The 25,507-nt window shown below is 46.6% G+C and carries 16 protein-coding genes and 2 tRNA genes; 17 read left to right on the top strand and 1 reads right to left on the bottom strand.

The annotated features are described in order from the left end of the window. Window positions 1-15: 15 nt before the first annotated feature. From dnaQ to tilS, 9 genes are all read left to right on the top strand, one after another. Window positions 16-723 (top strand): DNA polymerase III subunit epsilon, encoded by a 708-nt coding sequence (gene dnaQ, locus IL_RS08660; protein ID WP_011234929.1) that lies wholly within the window; start codon window positions 16-18, stop codon window positions 721-723. After that, the gene (locus IL_RS08655) at window positions 708-2,042 is read left to right on the top strand and encodes a TIGR03503 family protein (protein WP_016341366.1); all 1,335 of its coding nucleotides are present in this window, start codon (window positions 708-710) and stop codon (window positions 2,040-2,042) included. Before dnaQ ends, IL_RS08655 begins: the two co-directional genes overlap by 16 nt. 140 nt (window positions 2,043-2,182) lie before the next feature. Beyond that, a tRNA-Asp gene (locus IL_RS08650) sits at window positions 2,183-2,259 on the top strand. A gap of 26 nt (window positions 2,260-2,285) precedes the next feature. After that, window positions 2,286-2,362: transfer RNA gene (locus IL_RS08645), tRNA-Asp, on the top strand. A gap of 205 nt (window positions 2,363-2,567) precedes the next feature. Next, window positions 2,568-4,757: a M3 family metallopeptidase gene (locus tag IL_RS08640; RefSeq protein WP_011234927.1), complete on the top strand. Its 2,190-nt coding sequence runs from the start codon at window positions 2,568-2,570 to the stop codon at window positions 4,755-4,757. A gap of 100 nt (window positions 4,758-4,857) precedes the next feature. After that, on the top strand, window positions 4,858-6,153 hold the full coding sequence (locus IL_RS08635; protein WP_011234926.1) for an NAD(P)/FAD-dependent oxidoreductase: 1,296 nt from the start codon (window positions 4,858-4,860) through the stop codon (window positions 6,151-6,153). Window positions 6,154-6,231: 78 nt separating this feature from the next. Beyond that, on the top strand, window positions 6,232-9,708 hold the full coding sequence (gene dnaE / locus IL_RS08630) for a DNA polymerase III subunit alpha (protein WP_011234925.1): 3,477 nt from the start codon (window positions 6,232-6,234) through the stop codon (window positions 9,706-9,708). 15 nt (window positions 9,709-9,723) lie between these two features. Continuing rightward, window positions 9,724-10,680 (top strand): acetyl-CoA carboxylase carboxyl transferase subunit alpha, encoded by a 957-nt coding sequence (gene accA / locus IL_RS08625; protein ID WP_011234924.1) that lies wholly within the window; start codon window positions 9,724-9,726, stop codon window positions 10,678-10,680. A gap of 6 nt (window positions 10,681-10,686) precedes the next feature. Then, window positions 10,687-12,033, top strand: coding sequence for a tRNA lysidine(34) synthetase TilS (gene tilS, locus IL_RS08620; protein WP_011234923.1), 1,347 nt, complete (start codon window positions 10,687-10,689; stop codon window positions 12,031-12,033). Here tilS and IL_RS08615 read toward each other — a convergent pair. Continuing rightward, window positions 11,999-12,904: a GGDEF domain-containing protein gene (locus IL_RS08615; protein WP_011234922.1), complete on the bottom strand. Its 906-nt coding sequence runs from the start codon at window positions 12,902-12,904 to the stop codon at window positions 11,999-12,001. The two genes, tilS and IL_RS08615, sit on opposite strands and share 35 nt — an antisense overlap. A 167-nt stretch (window positions 12,905-13,071) precedes the next feature. Between IL_RS08615 and IL_RS08610 the strand changes: the two genes are divergently transcribed. The 8 genes from IL_RS08610 to IL_RS08575 all read left to right on the top strand — a co-directional run bounded on the left by IL_RS08610 (window position 13,072) and on the right by IL_RS08575 (window position 25,369). Then, window positions 13,072-15,039, top strand: a complete 1,968-nt coding sequence (locus IL_RS08610) for a monovalent cation:proton antiporter family protein (RefSeq protein ID WP_011234921.1) — start codon at window positions 13,072-13,074, stop codon at window positions 15,037-15,039. 120 nt (window positions 15,040-15,159) lie between these two features. After that, complete coding sequence (locus IL_RS08605) at window positions 15,160-16,389, top strand: efflux RND transporter periplasmic adaptor subunit (RefSeq protein WP_011234920.1); 1,230 nt, start codon at window positions 15,160-15,162, stop codon at window positions 16,387-16,389. A 5-nt stretch (window positions 16,390-16,394) separates the two neighbouring features. Next, window positions 16,395-19,571, top strand: coding sequence for an efflux RND transporter permease subunit (locus IL_RS08600; protein WP_011234919.1), 3,177 nt, complete (start codon window positions 16,395-16,397; stop codon window positions 19,569-19,571). 131 nt (window positions 19,572-19,702) lie between these two features. Next, a complete protein-coding gene (locus tag IL_RS08595) occupies window positions 19,703-20,413 on the top strand; it encodes a DUF599 domain-containing protein (RefSeq protein ID WP_011234918.1) in 711 nt (236 codons plus the stop codon). 12 nt (window positions 20,414-20,425) lie between these two features. Beyond that, on the top strand, window positions 20,426-21,457 hold the full coding sequence (astE, locus tag IL_RS08590) for a succinylglutamate desuccinylase (RefSeq protein ID WP_011234917.1): 1,032 nt from the start codon (window positions 20,426-20,428) through the stop codon (window positions 21,455-21,457). A 157-nt stretch (window positions 21,458-21,614) separates the two neighbouring features. Then, entirely contained in the window at window positions 21,615-22,802 is a 1,188-nt protein-coding gene (locus IL_RS08585; RefSeq protein WP_011234916.1) for a thiamine pyrophosphate-dependent dehydrogenase E1 component subunit alpha, read from the top strand. Beyond that, entirely contained in the window at window positions 22,802-23,779 is a 978-nt protein-coding gene (locus IL_RS08580) for an alpha-ketoacid dehydrogenase subunit beta (RefSeq protein ID WP_011234915.1), read from the top strand. The genes IL_RS08585 and IL_RS08580 overlap by 1 nt, the downstream gene beginning before the upstream one ends. 12 nt (window positions 23,780-23,791) lie before the next feature. Next, entirely contained in the window at window positions 23,792-25,369 is a 1,578-nt protein-coding gene (locus tag IL_RS08575; protein WP_011234914.1) for a dihydrolipoyllysine-residue acetyltransferase, read from the top strand. Window positions 25,370-25,507: the final 138 nt, after the last annotated feature.

Raw genomic sequence — 25,507 nt, 5'->3', positions numbered from 1 at the left:
TATCAGGATTTCACCATGCGTCAGGTCGTATTAGATACAGAAACTACCGGAATTGACCCTGCAAAGGGACACAGAATTATTGAAATAGGCTGTGTGGAGCTTATTAATCGCAAATTAACCGGTAATCATTTTCATGTTTACATTAATCCGGAGCGGGTGGTCGAGCAGGAAGCAATTGAAGTTCACGGTATAACCAATGACTTTTTAACCGACAAGCCCGTATTCGCTCAGGTGGTGCAAGATTTCATTGAATTTATTAAAGGCTCTCAGTTAGTTATTCATAATGCGCCATTTGACGTGGGCTTTATGGATGCTGAATTTAGTCGTATTCGCCCGGCGGTTGGCCTGACCAATGATTTTTGCTCGGTACTCGATACCTTGCAGCTTGCCCGTGAAATGCGCCCGGGGCAAAGAAACAGTTTGGATGCACTATGCCGCGCCTACGACGTTGATAACTCTGCGCGTGAACTGCACGGTGCCTTACTGGATGCCGAGATTCTTGCTGACGTCTATTTGATGATGACTGGTGGGCAAACGGCATTAAACCTGGCCAGCCACGGAAAAGACAATCAGGGTGGCTCACAAAAAGTGGAACATCAACGAATAACCAATCGTCCCGCATTAAAGGTTTTACGGGCAACGGCCGATGAAGAAGCATTACATCAGGAGCGTTTGGCGCGAGTCAAAGAAGAAGGTGGACATTGTCTGTGGCAAGACTCTTAGCAGTATTATTGGTTTTAATAAGTAGCTCATCAGCCTACGCGGTACAGAGTTTTAGCACGGTTGACTCTGACTCGAAAGAGGAAGTTGAAAAGCGTGCGATGAGCCTTATTGAAGGCGATCTTACTAATAAATTGCCAATTAAAGGGCAAAGTTTCCGCATAGACGAGAACGTTGAAGAGATTACTCTATTATTTTTCCGCGAGCCGGGTAGCAAGCCCCTGATTCTCATCAAGCCTGATGGGAGCAAGTGGTACGATACTCGTTATCCAGCGGAAAAAGTAACTTGGTATACCGATCCTAACTTTGACATTATCCGGATAAAAGAACCTCAGCCTGGTCCCTGGCAGGCGGCTGGTCGCATCGATGAAGAAAATAAAGCCTTAGTTATTTCTGATATTCGCTTTGAAGCTGAGCCTTTACCTAGTCCATTATTCCAGAACGAAGAGCTGAAAGTAGAAGGAAAACTCTATAATGGCGACGAAGTGGTTAAAACTTCACGTTTTCGTCAGACCGTTTTGCTGGATGTTCTATTTGTCAGTACCAATAACTCAGACTTTGATAACTTCGGCTCGAATCCGTCACGTGTGGCACAATTTGAAGACGACGGGCGAGGGCATGACGAAAGAGCGGGTGATGGTATATTTACCGGTTTCTTTAATCTGGATGTTGTACCAGGTGAGTGGATGGCCACTTATGAAATGACCACCCCTCTGTACCAACGAGTGTTTGAATCAGGCCCTGTTGAGGTTAAGCCGTTACCAGTTGAATTTAATGTTATTCAGTCAGAGTCTGTGGACGATAATCATCAATTAGTCGTTCGTGTTAATGAAGACTGGATAGATCCACAGAGCCTGGTGATTAATGGTGAAACCAGCTTCCCTAACGGAGAGGTTCGTAAATTTACGGTCAGCCAGATAGAGGGTTTTCCGCACAGTGTCGAAATTGCCAACCTGGCTTTTGGTAAACACCTTATAGACTTAGATATTTTTGCCACTAGTGTCGGGGGGCGTGAGTTTGAAGCCAGAATTGATGACTTTAGTTTTATTGCAAAGGAACCGCCTCCACCTGAACCGACAGCCGCAGAGCTGGCTGAACGACAGCAAATAGAGCTTGAGCGTCAACGTGAACAGGCAAGACTAGAACGCGAGGCCAAGCAAAAACAGGCGATGACCAATCTGATCATTATTGTTGTTGTTAATATTGTTCTCATTGCGTTAGCTTTAGTTGGGCTGTGGTGGTTTAAGTTTCGTCGGAAAAAAGTTGCCGTTGAGAGCGATGAAGCGGAAGCTGAAAAACCAGAGAAAAGTGGTAAAAAGTGACCTTTGTGGTTAAAAAAGCACAGATCTGAATATAAATCAGACAGTCGGTTAAAATCTTTAAAAAAAGTGTTGACTCATTTGCCCCTCACTCGTAATATGCACGCCGCGTTGAGGGAGACTTCAACGTGTAGTACTAATGCGGAGTGGTAGTTCAGTTGGTTAGAATGCCGGCCTGTCACGCCGGAGGTCGCGGGTTCGAGTCCCGTCCACTCCGCCATTTAGTACGCCTCAAAGAATTTTTGCGGAGTGGTAGTTCAGTTGGTTAGAATGCCGGCCTGTCACGCCGGAGGTCGCGGGTTCGAGTCCCGTCCACTCCGCCATTATTCTCTCTCTTAGTAATCCCCCCTGTAAAATCTAAATTAATTATCTTTTTTATTTTCTTTCGTTTGTTGTATTTTTTATCCATCTTAAGTTTTACCCCGAAGATCATGCTTTTTGCCGTTTAGCTCTTGAGCCTGAGCCTCCACAGGGCTAGAGTATTGTCACCAAAATCACAATGATAAACATAGACAACGGGAGATACCCATGCGGAAAACTTTACTGGCTGTAGCTGTGAGTGCGGCAGTATCGTTGGGAGCTTGCAGTGATGCAAATGACTCATCGACAACTGAGAACAAAACGGCTTCAACTGAAGCTTCTAAAGACAGCAGTCAACAAGCAAAAGAAACCAACCCATTCTACAAACCCAGTCCTCTGCTGTATCAGGCACCTGACTTCGATGCCATTGAGTTCAAACATTTTGAGCCTGCGTTTGAAAAGGGTATGGAAGAGCACATGGCTGAAATTGAAGCCATTGCAAATAACTCAGCAGAGCCAACATTTGAGAATACCATTGTAGCGATGGAAAAATCGGGTGCGATCCTTGGCCGTGTTTCATCAGTTTTCTACAACCTGTCATCGTCCAATAGTAATGAACAAATTCGCGAGTTGCAGGGTAAGTTAGCTCCTAAGTTAGCGGCTCATAGCGATAATATTCGTCTGAACGCTAAATTGTTTGCCCGAATTAAGTCACTTCATGACAAACGCGACGAATTAGAGCTGGATACTGCGTCAGAACGTTTATTAGAAGACACCTACAAAGGTTTTGTCCGTGCTGGTGCTGAACTAAATGAAGATGAGCAACAACAGATTCGCGATGTTAATTCGCAACTTTCCAGCCTGACCACAGAATTTCGCAACAGCTTAATGAAGTTGACCAAGGAAAACGTGATTGTCGTTGATTCTAAAGAAGAATTAGCCGGCTTAAGTGATAGTCAAATCAGTAGCTTGGCGAGTGCGGCTGAAAGCCGTGATATGCCGGGTAAATACGCCATTACTTTAACTAACACAACACGTCAGTCTATTTTGACGGATCTTGAAAACCGCGAATTGCGTCAGCGCATTTGGGAAGCGTCCTCAAACCGTGGCACAGGGAATACCGAAACCGATACTCGCCCAATGGTTGCAAAGCTAACTCAGTTGCGTGCAGAAAAGGCGAATCTATTAGGTTATGACACCTGGGGTGATTACGTTCTTGAAGAAAACATGGCCGGTAATCCAGAAGCCGCTCAAAAAATGTTGCGTGATCTGGTTCCTGCAGTTGTAAGCAACGTTGAAAGCGAAGCCGAAGAGATTCGTGCGATGATTAAGGCTGAAGGCGAACAGCATGAACTGAAACCGTGGGACTGGTTCTACTACGCAGAGAAAGTTCGCGAAGAAAAATACGCGATTGACTCTGACGAAGTGAAAAAATACTTCGAATTTAATCGTGTTCTGGAAGACGGCGTGTTCTATGCAATGAACCAACTGTTTGGCATCACTTTTGAAGAGCGTAACGATATCCCTGTTTATCAGGATGATGTTGTTGTTTATGAAGTGAAAGACGTAGACGGCTCAAGTTTAGGTTTGTTCTATGCGGACTATTATGCTCGCGACAGCAAACGCGGTGGAGCCTGGATGAGCTCGTTCCGTACTCAGTCTGAATTGATGAACCAGAAGCCGGTTATTTTGAATAACATGAACATCACTAAAGCGCCTGAGGGTGAACCAACCTTGTTAAGCTTTGATGAAGTTTCAACCATGTTCCATGAAATGGGCCATGCGTTGCACGGCATGTTCTCTGACGTGAAGTATCCATCTCAGGCAGGTACGTCTGTGCCGCGTGACTACGTTGAGTTCCCTTCAACTTTCCAGGAAGACTGGACGCTGAACCCGAAAGTTATTGCAAATTATGCAAAGCATTACGAAACGGGTGAACAGATTCCTGACGAGTTACTGCAAAAAGTACTGGATGCACGTAACTTTAACCAGGGCTTTGATACTTTAGAGTATATTTCCGCTGCGTTACTGGATCTTGAGTATCATACAGTGGAGCCGGGTACAGAAATTAGCGACGTTGAGAAGTTTGAGCAGGACGCGCTGGAGAAAAACGGTGTAGCGATTGAAGCTGTACCACCACGCTACCGTTCAACTTACTTTGCTCACGTATTTGCTGGCGGCTACTCAGCAGGTTACTACGCTTACATGTGGAGTGAAGTTCTGGCAGCCGATGCGTTTAAACACATGGGCAATAACGGTGGTTTGAGCCTTGAAAATGGCCAGGCTTTCCGTAAAGAAATTCTGTCCAAAGGCAGCAGTAAAGATCCTATGCAACAGTACATCGACTGGCGTGGTCAGGAGCCAACTGTTGAAGCCTTACTTGAGCGTCGCGGACTAACGAATCCTAGTATTGACTAAGTCATACTGAAATAATTTCGACTGAACAGTCGTTATCTAAAGCCACTGGCGTTATCATCGTCAGTGGCTTTTTTATTATCTGCAGATAGGCGAGGCACAAATGCAAGAACGGATTGTAATAGTTGGTGGCGGTGCAGGCGGATTAGAATTGGCTACTATGCTGGGAAGAAAGCTGGGTCGCAAGAAGAAAGCAAAGATAATGCTAATTGACAGAAACAGTACCCACTTGTGGAAGCCGTTGTTGCACGAAGTTGCCTCAGGTGCTCTGGACTCGCGGCTGGCTGAATTGGATTATCGCGGACAAAGTGCCCGCGAGGGTTTTCAGTTTCTGGTTGGCACTTTAGAGGCTGTGAATAAAAACGAAAAGTCTATTCAATTAGCGGCAATAAAAGATGAGCAGGGTAATGAAGTGTTGGCGCCGCGCAGTATTCAATACGATAGATTAATTCTTTCCATTGGCAGTGTTACCGCAGATTTTGGAACCCCCGGAGTTAGCGAACATTGCTACTTTCTGGACTCATTACGTCAGGCCGATGAGTTCCATGAACATTTATTAAATGAATTTTTACGAGTAAACCAGTCGATCGAAGACGGCGAAAATACGAAATTGTCACTGGCTATTGTGGGCGGCGGGGCGACCGGAGTTGAGCTGGCTGCTGAACTCATTCACTCAGTGTCATTGTTGTCTATTTATGGTCTTTCTTTCCTTGATCAAAAGCATTTTGAAGTTCGTTTGGTCGAAGCCGGTAAACGATTACTGCCTGCGTTACCTGAGCGTTTGTCAGCATCGGTAGAGAAGAAACTGAAATCGTTAGGTGTCGAAGTCATATTGGGTAACCCGGTTACTGAAGTAAAAGAAAACACTCTGGTGTTGTCTGAAGGAGAGAATATCAACGCCAATTTAATGGTTTGGGCAGCTGGTGTCCGGGCTCCCGATTTTGTCAGTGAATGGGGCCTGAAAGTTCGCAAAAACAATCAAATTGAGGTAAATGAGTATCTCCAGTCAGTATCTGACGAAAGCATTTATGCTATTGGTGACTGTGCGGGTTGCCGCATAGATGATGAACGTTGGGTACCACCAAGGGCCCAGTCCGCACATCAGATGGCTGAATGTTTGTATCAGAATATTGTACGTGAGTACCGCAACAAACCGGCAAAAGCCTTCAAATATAAAGACCGGGGTTCACTCGTCTCACTGAGTCGTTTTTCGGCGGTGGGTAATTTAATGCAAAGTAAAAGTCTGTCAATGTCGCTTGAAGGCACTTTAGCGCGTTGGGCGTACGCCAGTTTATATCGTATGCACCAGAGAGCCTTACACGGCTGGTGGAAGATGTTTTTGTTGTTAATGGTGGACAAACTTAACCATGTTGTAAAACCGCGACTGAAGTTACACTGACGATATACTTCAGAGGCTGCTTAAGGCACAATAACGACCCTAAAATGATAATGAAAAAAGCCAGACTGTATCCGTAAAATGACTGCACCAAATTTTGTTCACTTAAGAGTTCATAGCGACTTTTCCATGATAGATGGGCTGGCGAAAGTTGGTCCAATTTGTGAGGCTGTTGCTGAAGCGGGTATGCCTGCTTTAGCCATTACCGACCAAATGAACTTTTGTGGTCTGGTTCGCTACTATGGAAAAGCGCACCAATTGGGCTTAAAGCCTTTAATAGGGTGCGATTTCTGGGTGCAGGCTGACTATCCTGAATCTGAAATTTTCCGCCTGACCGCACTGGCAATGGATAATGAAGGTTATCAGCAGATAACTCAGCTTATTTCAAAAGCTTATTTGCGCGGTAATATTAAAGGCAAGCCGGTTATCGATAAAGACTGGCTGAAGGAGCATAACGAGGGCATTATTTTGTTGTCCGGAAGCCGTCAGGGTGATGTAGGACAGGCTCTAATTAAAGGCCATGACAGCCAGCTGGATGCTGCCCTCGATTTCTACCAGCAATATTTTCCTGACCGCTATTATCTTGAGCTTGTGCGCACCGGCCGGCCTCAGGAAGAAAACTATTTACATAAAGCGGTGGCTTTAGCCGGGGAAACAGGCCTACCCGTTGTCGCTACTAATGAAGTGGTTTTCCTGAAAGAAGAAGACTTTGATGCTCACGAAATTCGTGTGGCTATTCACGACGGGTACCAGTTGGAAGATAAACGTCGGCCGAAAAAATATTCACCACAACAATATTTGCGCTCCAGCGAAGAAATGAGTGAGTTGTTTTCTGACATTCCTGAAGCAATAGAAAATACTGTTGAAATAGCCAAGCGCTGTAATGTCACTGTGCGTTTGGGCGAATACTTCCTGCCTAAGTTTCCCACTGGCGACCTGACGACTGAAGAGTTCTTAATTAAGGTTTCGGAAGAAGGGCTGGAAGAACGTTTAGAGTTTTTGTTTCCTGACGCGGAAGAGCGAGAGCAGAAACGACCAGAATACGACGAACGACTTAAGCGCGAGCTTGGTGTTATAAACGATATGGGCTTCCCCGGGTATTTCCTTATCGTTATGGAGTTCATTCAGTGGAGTAAAGATAACGGCATACCCGTAGGCCCGGGGCGCGGTTCAGGTGCAGGCTCTCTGGTGGCTTATGCACTTAAAATAACAGATTTGGATCCGCTTGAATTTGACTTACTTTTTGAGCGATTCCTTAACCCTGAACGGGTTTCTATGCCAGATTTCGATGTCGACTTCTGTATGGATCGTCGGGATGAAGTTATCGATCACGTTGCTGACCTGTATGGTCGTGAAGCGGTTTCGCAAATTATTACCTTCGGTACTATGGCGGCTAAGGCTGCGATACGCGATGTCGGACGGGTACTGGCTCATCCCTATGGTTTTGTCGACCGAATTTCCAAGTTAATACCGGGCGATCCGGGCATGACTCTGGCCAAAGCCTTTGAAATTGAGCCCCAGCTTGGCGCCGCGTACGACCAGGATGAAGAAGTTAAGGCCATTATTGATATGGCTCGTATTCTTGAAGGCGTGACTCGTAATGCTGGTAAACACGCTGGTGGCGTGGTTATTTCTCCAACCAAAATAACCGACTTCTCGCCACTGTATTGCGATGATGAAGGTAACAACCCGGTCACTCAGTTTGATAAAGACGATGTTGAGTCGGCAGGTCTGGTTAAGTTCGACTTTTTGGGTTTGAGAACGCTGACCATTATTCAGTGGGCGGTTGATATGGTGAACCGCCGGCATGCTAAGAGCGGTAAAGATCCTATTGATATTACGTCGATTGATTTAACTGATCCGGCGTGTTTTAAACTGTTGAAAAAAGCCGAAACAACGGCGGTGTTTCAGTTAGAGTCGCGTGGCATGAAAGAGCTTATTAAAAAGCTTTTGCCAGACTCTTTCGAAGACATTATCGCCCTGGTGGCGCTATTCCGGCCGGGGCCACTGCAGTCTGGCATGGTTGATAACTTTATTGACCGGAAGCACGGCAGGGAAGAAATTTCGTACCCCGATGCTGAGTATCAGCATGAGAGTTTGCAGCCCATACTAGAGCCGACTTACGGTGTCATCCTCTACCAGGAACAGGTCATGCAAATTGCCCAGGTTCTGGCTGGCTACACTTTGGGTGGCGCAGATTTGTTACGCCGTGCAATGGGTAAGAAAAAGCCCGAGGAAATGGCTAAGCAACGAGAAATTTTTGCTAAGGGTGCGGCGCAAAATAATATTGACCCTGAACTGGCGACGAAAATCTTCGACTTGGTAGAGAAATTTGCCGGTTATGGCTTTAACAAGTCGCACTCGGCTGCCTACGCTTTAGTTTCATACCAGACTTTATGGATGAAAACCCACTTCCCGGCAGAGTTTATGGCTGCGGTGATGTCCGCCGATATGGATAATACCGACAAAATTGTCACTTTGGCGGACGAATGTGAACGCATGGGACTGGACTTGCTGCCTCCGGACGTAAACAAAGGCGAATATAAGTTTACCGTCGATGAACAGCAACGAGTGGTGTACGGTATAGGCGCAATAAAAGGTGTGGGTGAAGCGCCAATTGAGTCTATTATTAAAGCCCGGCAAGAAGGCGGGCCGTTCCGGGATTTATTCGACTTCTGTTGCCGGGTTGATCTGAAGCGAATGAATAAGCGCATTCTGCAGCGCTTAATTCGTGCTGGCGCAATGGACAACTTAGGACCTCACCGTGCTTCATTAATGGCGACGCTGGAAAAAGCCATTCGTCAGGCCGAACAGCATTTGAATGCGGAAAAAATTGGTCAGTCGGATATGTTTGGGGTACTTACCACCGAACCTGAAGCGGTTGAACAGGAGTTTGTCAGCGTACGTAAATGGTCGGAAGCGGTCTGGTTGGAAGGAGAGCGCGATACCCTCGGTCTTTATTTGACTGGTCACCCCATTAACCGTTTTCGTGCAGAGCTCAAACATTACATTAATAGTACATTGTCCAATGTTACTCCTACCCGTAAAGATGAGAGTATTGCTATTGCCGGGCTGGTGATTGATGTGAGAGTACTGACCAATAAAAGAGGTCAGCGTTTTGCTATAGTGACTTTAGATGACAAAACAGCGCGCATGGATGTACGCTTATTTAGTAACGAATACGAAAGTTATCAGGAATTGCTCGAAAAAGACCGAATTTTGTGGATAAAAGGTGAGGTCAGATTTGATAACTTCAGTAATAGCAATACAATGACTGCCAGAGAAGTGATGGCAATTGAGCAGGCTCGGGAAACTTATCTCCGGCATTTAGCAATTACAGTAACGGATGAGCAGCTTGCTAAAGGTCTTGCCGGAAAACTGGAAAAGCTATTACAGCCCTTTGCTGAAGGGACTTGTCCGATAAAAATGCGGTATCAGTCGGAACGCGTTGAAGCCACGTTAAATGTTGGCGCACAATGGTATGTGAATCCGTCTGATGAATTAATATACGAATTACAGAATTTGCTGGGAACTCAGCAAGTTTCACTTGAATTTTAAAGGAAATGACAGCGAATGAGCCTTAATTTTCTGGATTTTGAACAACCTATTGCGGAACTTGAAGCGCAAATCGAAGAACTGAAGTCTGTTGGCAACCGCGGGCAACTGGATCTTAACTTAGAAGAGGAAGTGCAGCGACTGACCACCAAGAGTCAGGAACTGACAGAGAAAATCTTTTCTGATTTAGGTGCGTGGCAGGTTGCACAGCTGGCGCGTCATCCGTTGCGTCCTTACACGCTTGACTATATTCGCATGATATTCACCGAGTTTGACGAAATGGCGGGTGATCGCTCTTTTGCTAATGACGAGGCGATTGTTGGCGGTATTGCGCGTTTAGACGGCACTCCGGTTATGGTTATAGGCCAGCAAAAAGGCCGTGAAACCAAAGAGAAGATCCGTCGTAACTTTGGTATGCCAAAGCCGGAAGGTTATCGTAAGGCGCTACGCCTGATGCAAACCGCCGAGCGTTTTAAAATGCCAATTGTTACCTTCATTGATACACCTGGAGCTTACCCGGGAATTGGTGCGGAAGAGCGCGGTCAGAGTGAAGCCATTGCACGTAACCTGAAAGTTATGGCTCGTTTAACCGTTCCTATTGTTTGTACTGTTATTGGAGAAGGTGGTTCTGGTGGTGCTCTGGCTATTGGTGTCGGTGACCGCGTTAACATGCTGCAATACAGTACGTACTCGGTTATTTCTCCGGAAGGTTGTGCTTCTATTTTGTGGAAAAGTGCCAGCAAAGCGCCATTAGCGGCAGAAGCTATGGGCGTAACCGCAGAGCGGAGTAAAGAGCTGGGTCTGGTTGATTCTGTGATACCTGAACCTTTAGGCGGCGCGCACCGCCATCAGGAAGAAATGGCGGTACGCCTTAAGCGTCAGCTGATTGCTGATTTAGGAAGCTTACAGGGCTTAAGCCATGAGGAATTGCTGGACCAGCGTTATCGTAAACTCATGTCTTTTGGTTACTGCTAATTACCAATGATGAAAGATGGTCTTTACGACCTGTTTTGTGAAAGCTTAGAGTCTCTTGCATTAAAGCCGGGGCAGCAATTAGTTGCTGCCCTTGGTGGCGGGGCTGACTCGCAAACTATCCTCGATTTACTGATGCGCTTTCGTCAGCAGAATCCTCAGTATCAGTATTTAGCCATTCATTTAGATCATAGTTTTCACCCCAGTTCAGCTGACTGGTCGTCGACTATTGAGCATGCTGCTAAGTCCTATGGTGTAAAAACGGTTTTTGAACCGCTTAATGTCCCCATAGAAAACCGCCAAAGCAAAGAGGCCGCAGGGCGTGAAAGCCGTTACCGGAGAATGGCCGAGCTGACTGAGGATGATGCGGTATTGCTGTTAGGGCAACACCGCAATGATCAGATCGAGACCTTTTTTCTGCAATTAAAACGCGGCAGCGGGCCAAAAGGCTTATCCTCAATGGCTGCTATTCAGCCTTGGGTTGGCAGCCGTCGTCTCTGCCGGCCTTTGCTTAGTGTGAGTAAAGAAGACATTTTAAGCTACGCGCAGCAACAGAAATTAACCTGGATTGAAGACGATACGAACTACGATACCCGTATTGAGCGGAATTTTTTGCGGCATAAAGTGGTGCCGTTATTAGAGCAGCGTTGGCCTCAGTTTGGGAATAGCGTGCTGAGGTCAGCAAAACTTTGTGCCGAGCAACAGCAGGTGATGGATGAACTCTTGCAGGAAAAGCTGTATAAGGCGCAGAAGCACAAAAGTCACTTTCCCCTCAGTTTACTGAGTGAGCATTCTGCGGCTATGCAGCGAGCGTTACTGCGAGTCTGGCTGCAAGGACAAGAATACTCATTGCCCAGTTACGAGCAACTGGAGCAAATTCGCTTACAAGCTCAAAGCGCAACAGACGATAGCCAAATGCAGGTTCAGTGTGATGGCTACAGTGTGCGCTACTTTCAATACGCACTATGGTGTGACAACAATACCGGGCAATTACCGGCAGATTGTTGGTTAGCTGAGGCTAATGTCAATTTGGGGGAGTGGGGCACATTAAGCGTGCCAGATGCATTGCTGACGAATAATAATGAGTTGAGATTAACCTTTTCGTTAACCTCAGAAAAACTGGCAAAGCCTGGGCGTCAGGGGCGCAAAAAACTGAAAGACTGGCTGAAGCAGGCGGGAATTCCGCCGTGGTTGAGAGCCAGGCGGCCGATACTTGAGCTGAACGGTAAGTACGTGTGGGTAGCCGGACTTGGCTGGTTCAGCTACCAGGTTATTGAGAAAACAGAATTCGACAGCCTTCAGTTACCTGAGCCAGACTGGGTTAGCTCAGGTGCTGATTCTTACCGGCAACTTTAGCGGCGTAAAGGCGTCTGTCGGCTTCATCAATAATATCCTGGGGGCTATGAAAACTTTCCATAACCAGGCTACCGGCGCTAACGCCAATATTGAAAGTGGCAAGACTAATATCGTTATCGAGCGCATCCCGAATACGCCGAAAAACGTCCTCCGCTTGTGCTGGTCGCGTGTTTTCCAGTATTAATACGAATTCATCGCCACCATAGCGAAATACCCGATCCGTATCGCGCAATTGCTGTTGCAATAAATTGCCGAACAGCTTCAGTACTTCATCGCCTTGTTGGTGCCCATGACGGTCGTTGACGTTTTTAAATCCATCCATATCCAATAACATGACAATATGAGACTGTTTGTTATCGCGCTTTAAACGGGCACTGATGTGCTCAAGCGTTTCGTCCAGTAAGGCTCTGTTGCCAAGGCCGGTTAAATGGTCTCGTATTGCAACTTTTCTTAAACGTGAGAAATGCATAGCGTTACGCAAAGGGAAAGTCAGCTGTCGGTGCATTTGCTCCAGGCGCACTTTATTCACATAGGATGGTTGACGTTTGAATTGGTAAACCATTTGTCCTAAGTATTCTTTATCGGCATAAAGCATTACCGAGTATTCGCTCTCAAGGCTTTCGTAGTCACCAATTAAATTAATAATTTGGTCATCAGAGATAAATTGCAGGGCACTTACCGGTAAACGCTGAACCATGTAATCTGCGTAAATAGATAATACCTGATGCAAATCGAGAGATGTCTGCAACCGTTCAGTTAACGGGGTTGATTTGCTTTGCAAGTCAGCCGATGAGGTTAATTGACTGATAATTGCCTGAGTTTTGTTCTCAGTTGCCTTACTCTCAGTTTTTGCTACAGCTCTGTTTAGCATGACAAACCTTTTTGCCTGAATTTGATAATTGAAAATTTATCTGCAAATATTAGGCCAAGAATAGAAAAGCTATATTTTACAAAACGTTATAAGAGATAGTTTTTCTGAAACAAAAGAGTGTTACTATTTTGACACTCATAAAAACACAGAAATCCAGGAGTTTATGAATGAACGGTACATTTTCCAGCCTTCTGCTTTTATTAGCGGTTGCCGTTATTCTTGTCTGGCTCTTCAGAAGGGTGAAATTGCCGGCAATTTTAGCCTACCTGGTTGCCGGTATTATTGCCGGCCCCGACGTTATGGGCTGGATAGCTGACCCGGATGATTATCATCTGGTTGCTGAGCTGGGTATTGTCTTGCTCCTGTTTTCGCTGGGGCTTGAATTCTCTTTACCTAAGATGATCGCCATGCGGCGATGGGTATTCGGGTTAGGCGCGGCTCAGGTTCTTGGTTCCTTGTTAATCTTTTTGCTTATCGGCTTTATCTGGCTGGATGAATGGGCTGCATCTTTGGCTATTGCCGGAGCGCTGGCCTTGTCCTCTACTGCGGTTGTTATCAAGCAACTAAAGGAAAGCGCACAGACGTCAACCCGTCGCGGGCAGATGAGTGTCGCCATTTTGCTATTCCAGGATATAGCGGTGGTGCCACTGCTAATTATTATTCCTTTGCTGGCCTCCGATAACGGTAATATTGGCTACACCTTATTACTGGCTCTGGCGAAAGGTGCCGCCGTTATTGCTGTACTAATGACAATAGGAAAATGGGTCTTACCCTATTTATTCAAAGAAATAGCCAAGCAAAGAACCGATGAGCTGTTTGTTCTGGCGACGCTTCTGGTCGCACTGGTTGCCGGTGGTATGACTCATGTTTTTGGTCTTTCTATGGCGTTAGGTGCTTTTTTAGCCGGAATGATGCTAGGGGAAAGCCAGTATAAACATCAGCTGGAAGCCGATATTCGCCCGTTTCGCGATATTTTAATGGGCTTGTTCTTTACGACCATAGGCATGCAGCTTCAGCTTTATGGGTTTGTCCAGAATTTTCATTGGATACTCCTCGCTTTAATTGTAATGGCCGTGATTAAAATTGCGTTAATTAGCTCAGTAGCACGTTTTATGGGCGAGCGGGATGAGGATGCCTGGGGCAGTGGTATTTCACTATTTCAAATGGGGGAGTTTGGCTTTGTAATTGTCGCCTTGGCTAGCAGCCATGGATTACTGAGCAAAGAGATTGTCACCAGTATGATAGGTATTGGTGTATTGAGTATGGCGATAACACCTATTGTTATCCACCGTTTGAAACCTTTAGTGAATCTGGTTGTTCGCCACCCTGATCCTCTGGTCGATATTGAACAGCAACGAACAACCGGTAGTGAAGGGCTGGAGAACCAGGTACTGATTTGCGGCTTTGGACGGGTTGGGCAAACCATGAGTCGATTTTTAGACGCAGAGGGAATTACTCATATAGCTGTCGATAATGACCCCATGCGAGTTCAGGAAGCCGTTGCCGGTGGTGCCCGGGTCTACTTTGGTGACAGTGCCAGAAAAGATATTTTACGTGCGGTAGGAGCCGAGAGTGTCGATCTGATTATTATCAGTTTCGCCGATGACCTGCGCGCTCTCGAAGTACTAAAAGAGCTTCGCCAGTTAAACCCCGATGCCTACATTATTGTACGGAGTCGTGACGATACAAGACTGACTCAGTTACAGGAAGCCGGAGCGTCTCAGGTGGTTCCAGACACACTGGAAGCGAGCTTAATGCTGATTTCTCATGTGCTCAGCCGCAGTGGTATTCCAATACGCCGTATTCTTGCGCGGCTGGATAAAGAAAGACGCAACCATTACGGTGAAATGCATGGCTTCTTTCAAGGGGATGAAACTGAGATTACGCCAGAACTTGCTGACAAACTTGAGTTTTTACGTGCTTTAACCTTACCTGAAGGTGCCTGGGCGACGGGCAAACGCATTGATGAATTAGACTGGGAAAAACATCAGGTACAGTTAAAAGCTTTAAGGCGTGACGACGAGGAAATTCAGGAGCCCGATGGTGATACCGAGTTACAACCGCAGGACGTGGTCTTGCTGGTGGGTAAACCGCGTTATGTTGAGGCCGCGGAACGTTGGTTACTGGAAGGCTGAAACAGTCAGTTACAACTTAGTGCCGGAATCACACAACTGGCAACAGTTAACGCCTAACATTTTACATTATTAACAGTAATAATAATGCTGTGAGTTAACCAATTATGAGAACAATAAAAAATGAAATTTAAAAAACGAGCCTTTATTCCGCCGTTAATTATTGTTGGAGCTATCGTTTTATCGATACTTGCAAGCATGTCTGCGGAGCCGCCAAAACAAAAAGAGCGAAGTAAGCCTGCTGCGATGGTTGAAGTTCTGGAAGTCAGCCCTCGTGACATGACGTTTATTGTTGATTCTCAGGGCACGGTAAAACCAAAGCATTCCACTACTCTGGTTGCAGAAGTGACCGGGCAAATTGTTGATGTCGCTGCGAATTACCATGCCGGTGGTTTCTTCAAAAAAGGCGATATGCTGGTTCAGGTCGATCCGTCTGACTATGAAGTTGCGGTCCAACAGGCCCGGGCTAACTTGTTGCAGGCCCAGTCCGAGTTAGAACAAGAGAAAGCACGTGCCCGCGTTGCTGAAGAAGAATGGTCGGCCTTCAAAGAAGGGAAAGCACCTGAACTGGGCTTGCGCAAACCGCAGCTTGCCAGTGCCATTGCCGCGGTAGAGTCAGCCGAAGCGAACCTGGCTAAAGCCGAGCGTGATTTAGAGCGAACCACCATAAAAGCGCCTTACGATAGCGTACTTCGTAGTAAAGAAGCCAATTTGGGGCAGTTTGTTTCAACGGGTAGCCAGATAGCCTTGGTATTTGATACCCGTACGGCAGAAGTTCGGTTGCCATTAAGTGACCTTGATATGACTTATATTCTAGATCCGGCTCTTGCTGAAGAAGCGCCCCGAGTGCAGTTAGAATCTATGGTTTCCGGTGAGTCGGCAACCTGGCAGGGACGTCTGGTTCGGACAGAAGGCGTTTTAGATGAAAACAGCCGGGTTATCTATGGTGTTGTAGAAGTTTCTGACCCTTACAACCTGGGTGAAGAGACACATCCTATTCCTTTGCGCTATGGGCGTTTCGTGCAGGCTAAAGTTGAGGGCACTGTGGCTCAGGGAGTTATGGAAATTCCTACCTATGCACTGAATCCTGATGGGTCTGTCTGGATTGTTCCTGAGAGTCGCGAGCTGGAAAAACGTGATGTTGAGGTTGTGCGAACTCAGGGCAATACAAGCCTTATAAGCTCCGGACTGGAAAGTGGAGATAAAGTGGTGCTGACGCAGCTGAAGAATGCGTTACCGGGTATGAAGGTACGTTTGCCCGGCGATCCACTGCCAGAGCAAATGGAAACAACGGCTAAAACAGATGAAAACGGTGAGAAAAAAGCCGAAGACTCTGAAAATGTAGGCGGGTAAACATCATGACGACTGAAAAACAAACCGGTCTGATTGCGTGGTTTGCACGCAACTCGGTAGCCGCAAATTTATTGATGATCATTATTCTGGTTGCAGGCGCACTGTCAGTATTTACTGTGCGCAAGCAAATGTTTCCTGAAATTGAACTGAATATTATCAGTATCCAGGTACCTTTCCCCGGTGCTGCACCACAGGAAGTGGAGCAGGGCGTTATTATGCTGATAGAAGATGCCATTGAGGATGTTGATGGTATCGAAGAGATGACCTCTCAGTCGCGGGAAGGCGGCGGTAGTGTCACCTTGGAAGTTGAACCTGACTATGACGTGCAAGTTGTCATGGACGAGGTGAAAATGCTGGTAGATGCCATTCCTAACTTCCCTCAGCAAATCGAGAAGCCGAATATCTATCGGGTAAGACCACAGCGACAAGTTATCTGGATGTCGGTTTATGGCGACCTGGATGAGCGCTCCCGTAAAGAGCTGGCGAAGGAAGTCAGAGATGAGCTCAAGACTGTCGGCGGCATAACCAAAGTTGATGTGGTTGGTGACCGTGATTATGAAATTTCGGTTGAGATTTCTCAGCAGGATCTTGAACGCTACGGACTGACCTTCTCACAAATTGTTGACGCGGTTCGCGGAACCTCAATTGATGTTGCTGGTGGTTCAATAAAAACCCCTAACGGTGACATTTTACTGCGTGCCAATAACCAGGCTTACGTTGGCGGTGAGTTTGAGAAAATTGTTTTATTAAGCCGTGCTGACGGTACGCGTTTAACTCTGGGTGATATAGCCAAAGTAGAAGACGGTTTTATTGAAGAAGAGTCGTATACCCGCTTTGACGGTAAACCGGCAACTTTTGTCCGCGTACAGTCAGTGGGCGATCAGAACGATCTTAAAATAGCAGAGTACGTCCGGGGCTATACGGAAAGAAAAAATGAAGAGCTGCCCGACGGCGTTCAGGTAGCACAGTGGGGCGATTCGTCTTATTATCTGCAAGGCCGCTTAGACTTAATGATGAACAACATGTGGATGGGCGGGCTGTTGGTCTTCCTTATGTTGTCGTTATTCTTACAACTGCGTTTGGCGTTCTGGGTCATGATAGGCATTCCGGTGTGCTTTTTAGGCACCATTGCGTTAATGCCACTGCCGATGTTTGATATCTCAATTAATATGATATCGCTGTTCGGCTTTATACTCGTGTTAGGGATAGTGGTGGATGACGCGATAGTCATAGGAGAAAGTGCTTATACTGAAATAGAGGAAAACGGTAAAAGTATCGATAACGTTATTGCCGGAGCTAAGCGTGTGGCAATGCCGGCCACCTTTGGCGTACTAACAACTATGGTTGCCTTTGTGCCCATGTTGACGGTTGAAGGAGGTATGGGTGCTATCTGGGAGTCTATTGCCTGGGTCGTTATTCTTTGTTTGGCCTTTTCCTTAGTGGAGTCAAAACTCATATTGCCAGCGCACATCGCTAATATGAAGTATTCCAAACAGAAAGGTGAAAAAGCCAACGCTTTCCAACGTTTTCGCAATAAATTCGCGAATGCAATTAAGTCTTTCGTAGATAATTACTATCGACCGTTCCTCAAAAAATGTCTGCACTACCGTTATACAACGTTAGCAACCTTTGTCGGTATGCTGATTCTGATGGTCGGTCTTATGAGTGGCGGTATTGTACGTTGGGTTTTCTTCCCGGATATTCCTAGCGATTTTATTCAGGCGAATGTGGAGATGCAGCCCGGCACCTCAGAAACTCGCACCATTGAAGTCCTGAACAGCGTGGAAAAGTCACTCAACGACGTGAACAGTCGGATTAAAGAAAACGACGGTGAAGCCGTTGTCCGTCATACCAATATCTGGATGGATGGCAATACTGCCGGTACGGTATTTGTAGAACTGAAAAAAGGTGAAGACCGCCAGATAGACGGGTTTGAAATTGTGAACCAATGGCGTGAAGCTGTTCCCGAACTGGCTGGAGTGCGAGCCCTTAATTTCCAGGGAAGCATGAGTGGCGGTAGTGGCTTTGATATTGAGTTTCAGTTAGTCGGTGAAAACCTGGATGAACTGAAAGCCGCAGCTGATGAGCTTAAGCTGGAACTTGCCGACTATGACGGGGTATTTGATATTGAAGATACCTTTGGCGACGGTAAAGAAGAAATTCTTCTGCAGACCAAACCGTTAGCGACTGCTATGGGGATTAATCTGGCTGAACTGGCTACTCAGGTGCGCTATGCCTTTTACGGTGCCGAAGCCCAGCGCATACAGAGGGGCGACGAAGAAATTAAAGTGATGGTTCGTTATCCCCGTGACCAGCGTGAGTCAGTTGGCAACTTGCAAGATATGAAGTTGCGTGCGGCGGATGGTTCTGAAATTCCGTTTACTGAGCTGGCAGATATTGAGTTTGCCGAAGGCTACAGCACGATTACTCGTATCGATCGCCAGCGCTCTGTGAATGTACGCGCCAGGGCCGACAAAGACAAAGTAGAACCTTTCCGCGTTGTAAATGAAGTTCGTGAACAAAAAATCCAACCAATTCTGGATAAGTACCCTAGTGTTAACTTCCAACTCCAGGGTGCGACTCAGGATGAAGCTGAAGCAACAGGCTCTCTTGCTCTTGGCGGTTTTTTGGCAATGTTTGCGGTCTACGCACTAATGGCCATTCCGCTGAAGTCCTATAGTCAGCCGCTGATAATTATGTCGGTGATACCCTTTGGTATTATCGGTGCAATTATTGGACACTGGGTTATTGGTATGCCGGTTAGTATTTTGAGCTTGTTTGGTATTATTGCGTTAGCCGGGGTTGTGGTGAACGACAGTCTGGTCATGGTTGATTACGTTAACCGGGCCCGGGAGATGGGAACGGATTTACGTAAGGCGGTGCTGGATGCCGGTTGTCGTCGCTTTCGCGCAATAACCTTAACCTCGTTAACGACTTTCTTCGGTTTGCTTCCGATAGTGCTGGAGAAGAGTCTGCAGGCTAAAATAGTGATACCAATGGCAATATCACTGGCCTTCGGTATTATTTTCGCAACGGTTATTACCTTGTTGTTAATACCTTGTTTGTACTTGATTTTGGCTGATACTAAGCGAGGGATGCGTACCATGCTGTCCTGGTATGGGCTGGCAACGCCGCCTGAACCTAAAGATATGAGTACCAAAGAGGCACTGGAGCACTACTAAGTGTCTGAGGAAATGAAAGAAAGCCGGAGCTAAGTCTCCGGCTTTATCGTATGGTTAGTCATAAACTGGTAAACTAATTACTCTAAACTGTTAAATTATTAATAACCGAACACTCCAGAGGAAACCCTGACATGTTGCTGTCGCTTCTTGATCTTGCCGCATTGCTATTTTTCTTTTTCTGCTGGATAGGCTATTCATTGTTTGCCCGCAAACGAGCCCGAACCACGCATTGTTTGTCGAGTATTCTGTGCTCGTTAAGAATTGACTGGTTTACCACTGTCATGCACAAAGAAAATCAAGTTGCTGACGCGTCACTTATTGGCAATGTCGAGAGAACTGTCACCTTTTTCGCCTCCTCTACCATTTTAGTTCTGGCTGGTGTTATTACGGTCTTAGCGCATGCCGATGAAGTGGTGTTAGTGCTAAATGAAATTCCGATGAGTCCAGATACCAGTTCTATTTTGGTGCAGTTCAAGCTGTCGGTGTTAGCCATTATCTTTATCTACGCCTTTTTTAAGTTTACCTGGTCTATTCGTCAGTTCGGTTTTGTGTCTGTTCTTCTGGGAGCTTCTGTTGAGTATCATCAGGGCAATAAACCAGAAGAAGAGCGTCGGCGTTTTGCTATGCACGCGGCAAAAGTACTGGATCAGTCCGGACATGAGTACAATAAGGGTCTGCGTACATATTATTTTGCTTTGGCATATTTATCCTGGTTTCTGCATCCCGTCATCTTAATTGCTTCAAGCGCTGTGGTCGTCGCCGTGCTTTATCGTCGTGAATATCGTTCACGGGTGTTACGTGAATTGTTGGCAACGAAAGGCTATGTGCCGGGAAAAAAATAATAGGAGAAGGTTGTGAATAAGGTATTTTCTGATTTTCTGGCCTGGACTCGTGAACATGAGTGGGGTTGTGACGAGAGTTATAACTTAACATTGAGCAATGGCACAAAACTGTCGGTCTGGGATAGCGGTGTGTTAGAAGTTTCACCGGCTAGCCCGGGACACAAGGATGTTGTGTTATCCTGTGCAGTGCATGGCAATGAAACGGCTCCTATTGAAATATGCCGGGATATCATTAATGACATTATTGATGAAAAGCAGACAGTAACGCACCGAACGCTGTTTTTAATTGCAAATCCGGCCTCAATAAACAAAGGCGAGCGGTTTGTTGAAGAAAATATGAACCGCCTGTTTAGTGGCGAGCATGGTAAAGGCAGTACGCAAAATAAAGAACGCGAGCGTGCAGCAAAGATGGAAAACTATGTAGAGCGCTTCTACCAATCGGCTCCGGAAGGTTCCCGCGAACGTTTTCATTACGACTTACATACTGCCATCCGTGACTCTAAACGCGAGAAATTTGCCGTTTATCCGTTTACTCACGGCGCACCTTACAGTCGCCAACAGCTTCAGTTTTTGCTGGCTTGTGGTGTGGATACGGTATTATTGAACCAGGCACCGACAACGACATTTTCGTATTTTAGCGCACGTCAGTTTAATGCTCATGCATTTACCGTTGAGCTGGGTAAAGTCCGTCCATTTGGCGAAAATGACAGGGCTAAGTTTGCCGCAGCGGAAACCACCTTGCGCGACTTAATTTCGCAAACTGAGCTGGATTTTGGTCCCTTTGAACCAGAACAACACTATGTGTTCAAAGAAGCGCAAACCATTAACCGCACACAACCTGACTTTGAGCTAAACTTTGCGGATGATGTGGCTAACTTCACCTCTTTTAATAAAGGGGAGCTACTGGCCTGGGATGGTGACAAGGCATGTTACGCGCAGCATGATGGTGAACATATTATTTTCCCTAATGCCAAAGTGGCGCTGGGGCACCGGGCGTTATTAACTGTGGTTAGAGTACCCACAGAGTCGCTCGATTTAGTCTGAAATTATTGAGCCTAAGTTGCCGAACTTTGTTAAGACTGTTCGTTTCTATTTACACTTAGCGCACTCAGTTTTCATTAGGGTGTGGTTTGCATGTCACTTTACGTAAAGGTAAAGTAGCGGCAATTTCCAACCCAGCTTAAAACCGAAAGAGAAGGTTATGGTCAAGGATAAAAAACACGACACAGAAATTGTGACGAAACCGAAATGGTTTGATAAAGACTCAGTCACAATTCCAATGCTGCAAATCTTAAAAGAAGATGGCAGTTTTCATAAAGATGCGGATATGCCGGAGTACGATAAAGAGCTGATCGTGAAAATTCACGACACCATGCAATTTATCCGTATTCTCGATGAACGCATGATCGCCGCACAGCGCCAGGGCCGTATCAGTTTTTACCTGGCCTCACGAGGTGAGGAAGCCGAGAGTGTGGCGTCTGCCGCCGCGCTGGATGCTGGTGATATGATCATGGGTCAATACCGTGAGCAGGGCGCATTAGCTTACCGTGGTTTTACCGTTGAACAGTTTATGAATCAGCTGTTTTCGAACGAAAAAGACTTAGGTAAAGGCCGTCAGATGCCGGTTCACTACGGTTGCGCTGACTTAAACTTTATGACCATTTCTTCGCCGTTGGGAACACAGATTCCACAGGCAACAGGTTATGCGTTTGGTCAGAAAATGGATAAAACCGAGAAGTGCACTATCTGTTACTTTGGTGAAGGTGCTGCCTCTGAAGGTGACTTCCACGCCGCCTTGAACATGGCATCGGTTTATAAAGTGCCGGTCATCTTCTTCTGCCGTAATAATGGCTACGCTATTTCTACACCGGCGCAAGGCGAACAGTATGCTGGTGACGGTATTGCCCCGCGTGGTATCGGCTATGGTATGAAAACCATACGTATTGACGGTAACGACGTTTTCGCTGTACTAAAAGCGACACAGGAAGCTCGTCGTCTGGCTGTAGAAGAAAACGAACCTGTTTTAATTGAAGCCATGTCTTATCGCATGTCTGGTCACTCGACTTCGGATGACCCTACTGGTTACCGTACGCGTGATGAAGAAGCTGGTTGGCAGGCGAAAGATCCGCTTGAGCGTTTACAAAAGTGGATGACGGATGAAGGCTGGTTGGATAAAGACCACGTTGAAGAGCATCACGCTGAAGTGAAGGCGAAAGTTCTGGCGGCGTTAAAAGAGTCAGAAAAAGTGCCGGTCCCGCACATTGATGAGCTGATCAATGATGTTTACGACGAACCGACTGACATGCTGAAAGAGCAGTTAGACGAGTTGAAAGAGCACATCCGTAAATACCCGGATGCCTATAGTAAAACGTCGGGGAGACTGGACTAATGGCTAAAATGAATTTATTACAGGCCATCAACAGCGCGCTAGACCTGGCGATGGCTAAGCATGACAACGTATACAGCTTTGGTGAAGATACCGGTGGTTTTGGTGGTGTATTCCGCGCCACTTCCGGCTTGACTGAAAAATACGGCAAGCATCGTAACTTTAATACCCCACTGGTTGAGCAGGGTATTATTGGTTTTGCTAATGGCCTGGCGTCACAAGGCAGTTATGCCATTGCCGAAATTCAGTTCGGGGACTACATTTTCCCGGCGTTTGACCAAATAGTGAACGAGACGGCCAAGTTCCGTTATCGTTCAGGTAATGAGTTCAATGTGGGTGGTTTAACCATTCGTACTCCGTACGGTGGCGGTATCGCCGGTGGTCATTATCACTCACAGTCTCCGGAAGCCTACTTTGCCCACACGCCGGGCATTAAAATTGTGACCCCGCGTAACCCGTACGAGGCCAAAGGGTTATTGCTAAGCGCTATTTTTGACAAAAACCCGGTGTTGTTCATGGAGCCTAAGCGGTTGTACCGCGCGTCAACAGGCGATGTTCCGGAAGAAGAATACACCATTCCATTAGGCAAAGCTGACGTGGTCAAAGAAGGTAAAGATATTACCGTTCTTGGCTGGGGCGCGCAGATGGAAATGATTGAAAAAGCGGTGGAAAAATCTGAAGAAGACGGCGTTTCGTGCGAAGTCATTGATTTGCGTACTATTTCTCCATGGGATGTTGAAACCGTTACAGAATCGGTTTTAAAAACCGGTCGTTTGGTGATCACTCAGGAAGCACCTATTACCGGTGGCTTCGCCAGCGAAATTGCAGCAACAGTTCAGGACAAATGCTTCCTGTATCTGGAATCGCCAATTGGTCGAGTGTGCGGTATCGACGTACCGTATCCGCTGTGTCACGAAAAAGAGTACATGGCTGATCACTTGAAGATTTATGAAGCGATCAAACGCTCAATGAACTACTAAGGACCCATCGACATGAGTAAAGACTTTATTCTGCCCGATATCGGCGAAGGGATCGTAGAGTGCGAAATCGTTGAGTGGCTGGTTGCCGAAGGTGACGAAGTTAAAGAAGACCAACCCGTAGTTGAGGTTATGACCGACAAAGCTATGGTTGAGATCCCGGCCAAAGACGACGGCATTGTGGAAAAACTGTATTACCAGAAAGGTGATATTGCCAAGGTTCACGAACCGTTATTTGCGATAAAGCCAGCTGACGGCTCTTCTGATGAGGCGCCTGCTAAAGAAAGCGAGCCGACTAAAAAAGAAGAACCGAAAACAGAGGAAGAACAAACCTCAAGCAGCGGTGATACAACTGACTTTATTTTGCCTGATATTGGCGAAGGTATTGTTGAGTGCGAAATCGTTGAATGGCTGGTGTCTGAAGGCGACGAAGTGAAAGAAGATCAGCCGGTTGTTGAAGTCATGACGGACAAAGCTACGGTTGAAATTCCGGCTAAAGACGACGGTACTGTGGTTAAGTTGTATCACAAAAAAGGTGATATCGCGGAAGTACATAAACCGCTGTTTGCACTGCAGCCAGCGGGTGGCGTTCAGTCATCTGGTTCAAATGCTCCACAGAGCCATGTTGACCCCGACGCTAAGACTTCGCCATCGGATTCCAAAGCAGAAGCGGAGCCACCCGCGAAGGCGCGTCAGGGCAAAGCTATTGCCAGCCCGGCTGTGCGTCGTCTGGCACGTGAGAGCGATATTAACATTGCTGAAGTACCAGGTTCAGGTAAAAAAGGCCGGGTTCTGAAGAAAGATATTGAAGCCTTTAAATCGGGTGAGCAGAAGTCAGCCGCATCAAGCGATAGCCAGCAACCGCAGAAAGCCGCGGCTACTAGCGGTGGTACTCGTACTGAAGCTATCCGTGGTGTGAAAGCGGCTATGGCTAAGCAGATGATGAGCTCGGTCAGTACGATTCCACATTTCACTTACGCCGATGAGTTCGATGTTACTGACTTAATCGCATTGCGTGAAAAGCTAAAAGAGCAATACAAAGAGAAGGGTATTCGTTTAACTGTTATGCCATTCTTTATCAAAGCTCTTTCGCTGGCACTGAAAGAATTCCCTGTGATGAATGCACAGGTGAATGAAGACTGTACTGAGATCACTTATTTTGATGATCACAACATTGGCATGGCCGTTGACACCAAGATTGGCCTGTTAGTACCTAACGTAAAACAGGTACAAAACAAAAGCATCATTGATGTAGCCAATGAGGTCACTCGTCTGACTCAGGCATCGCGTGAAGGTAAGTTGCCACAAGCCGATATGAAAGGCGGTACCATCAGCATTTCAAACATTGGTGTTATTGGCGGTACGGTGGCAACTCCTATCATCAATAAACCTGAAGCCGCGATTGTCGCTTTAGGTAAGGTGCAGGAACTGCCGCGCTTTGATGCCAACGGTAACGTGGTAGCCCGTAAAATAATGACGGTAAGCTGGTCAGGCGACCATCGTATTATCGATGGCGGCACCATTGCCCGTTTCAACAAACTCTGGCAGGAATACCTCGAAGACCCAACCAGCATGCTGGTTAACATGGTCTAGTCAGAAACAAAGAGTTAGATAAAGCTTCGGAACACGCCGTAAACCCATCCTTGGGGGCTTGGGTGACGCCATCCTTGGCGTCACACAGCTCCCGGGGGACTTTTAGTTTCGCTAGGAGTTAAGACCCTCTACTACAGG

Origin of the sequence: Idiomarina loihiensis L2TR (assembly GCF_000008465.1) — a bacterium.
Classification (GTDB): Bacteria; Pseudomonadota; Gammaproteobacteria; order Enterobacterales; family Alteromonadaceae; genus Idiomarina; species Idiomarina loihiensis.
Note: the sequence above shows the minus strand (reverse complement) of the source record. Positions and strands in the feature narration are given on the sequence as shown.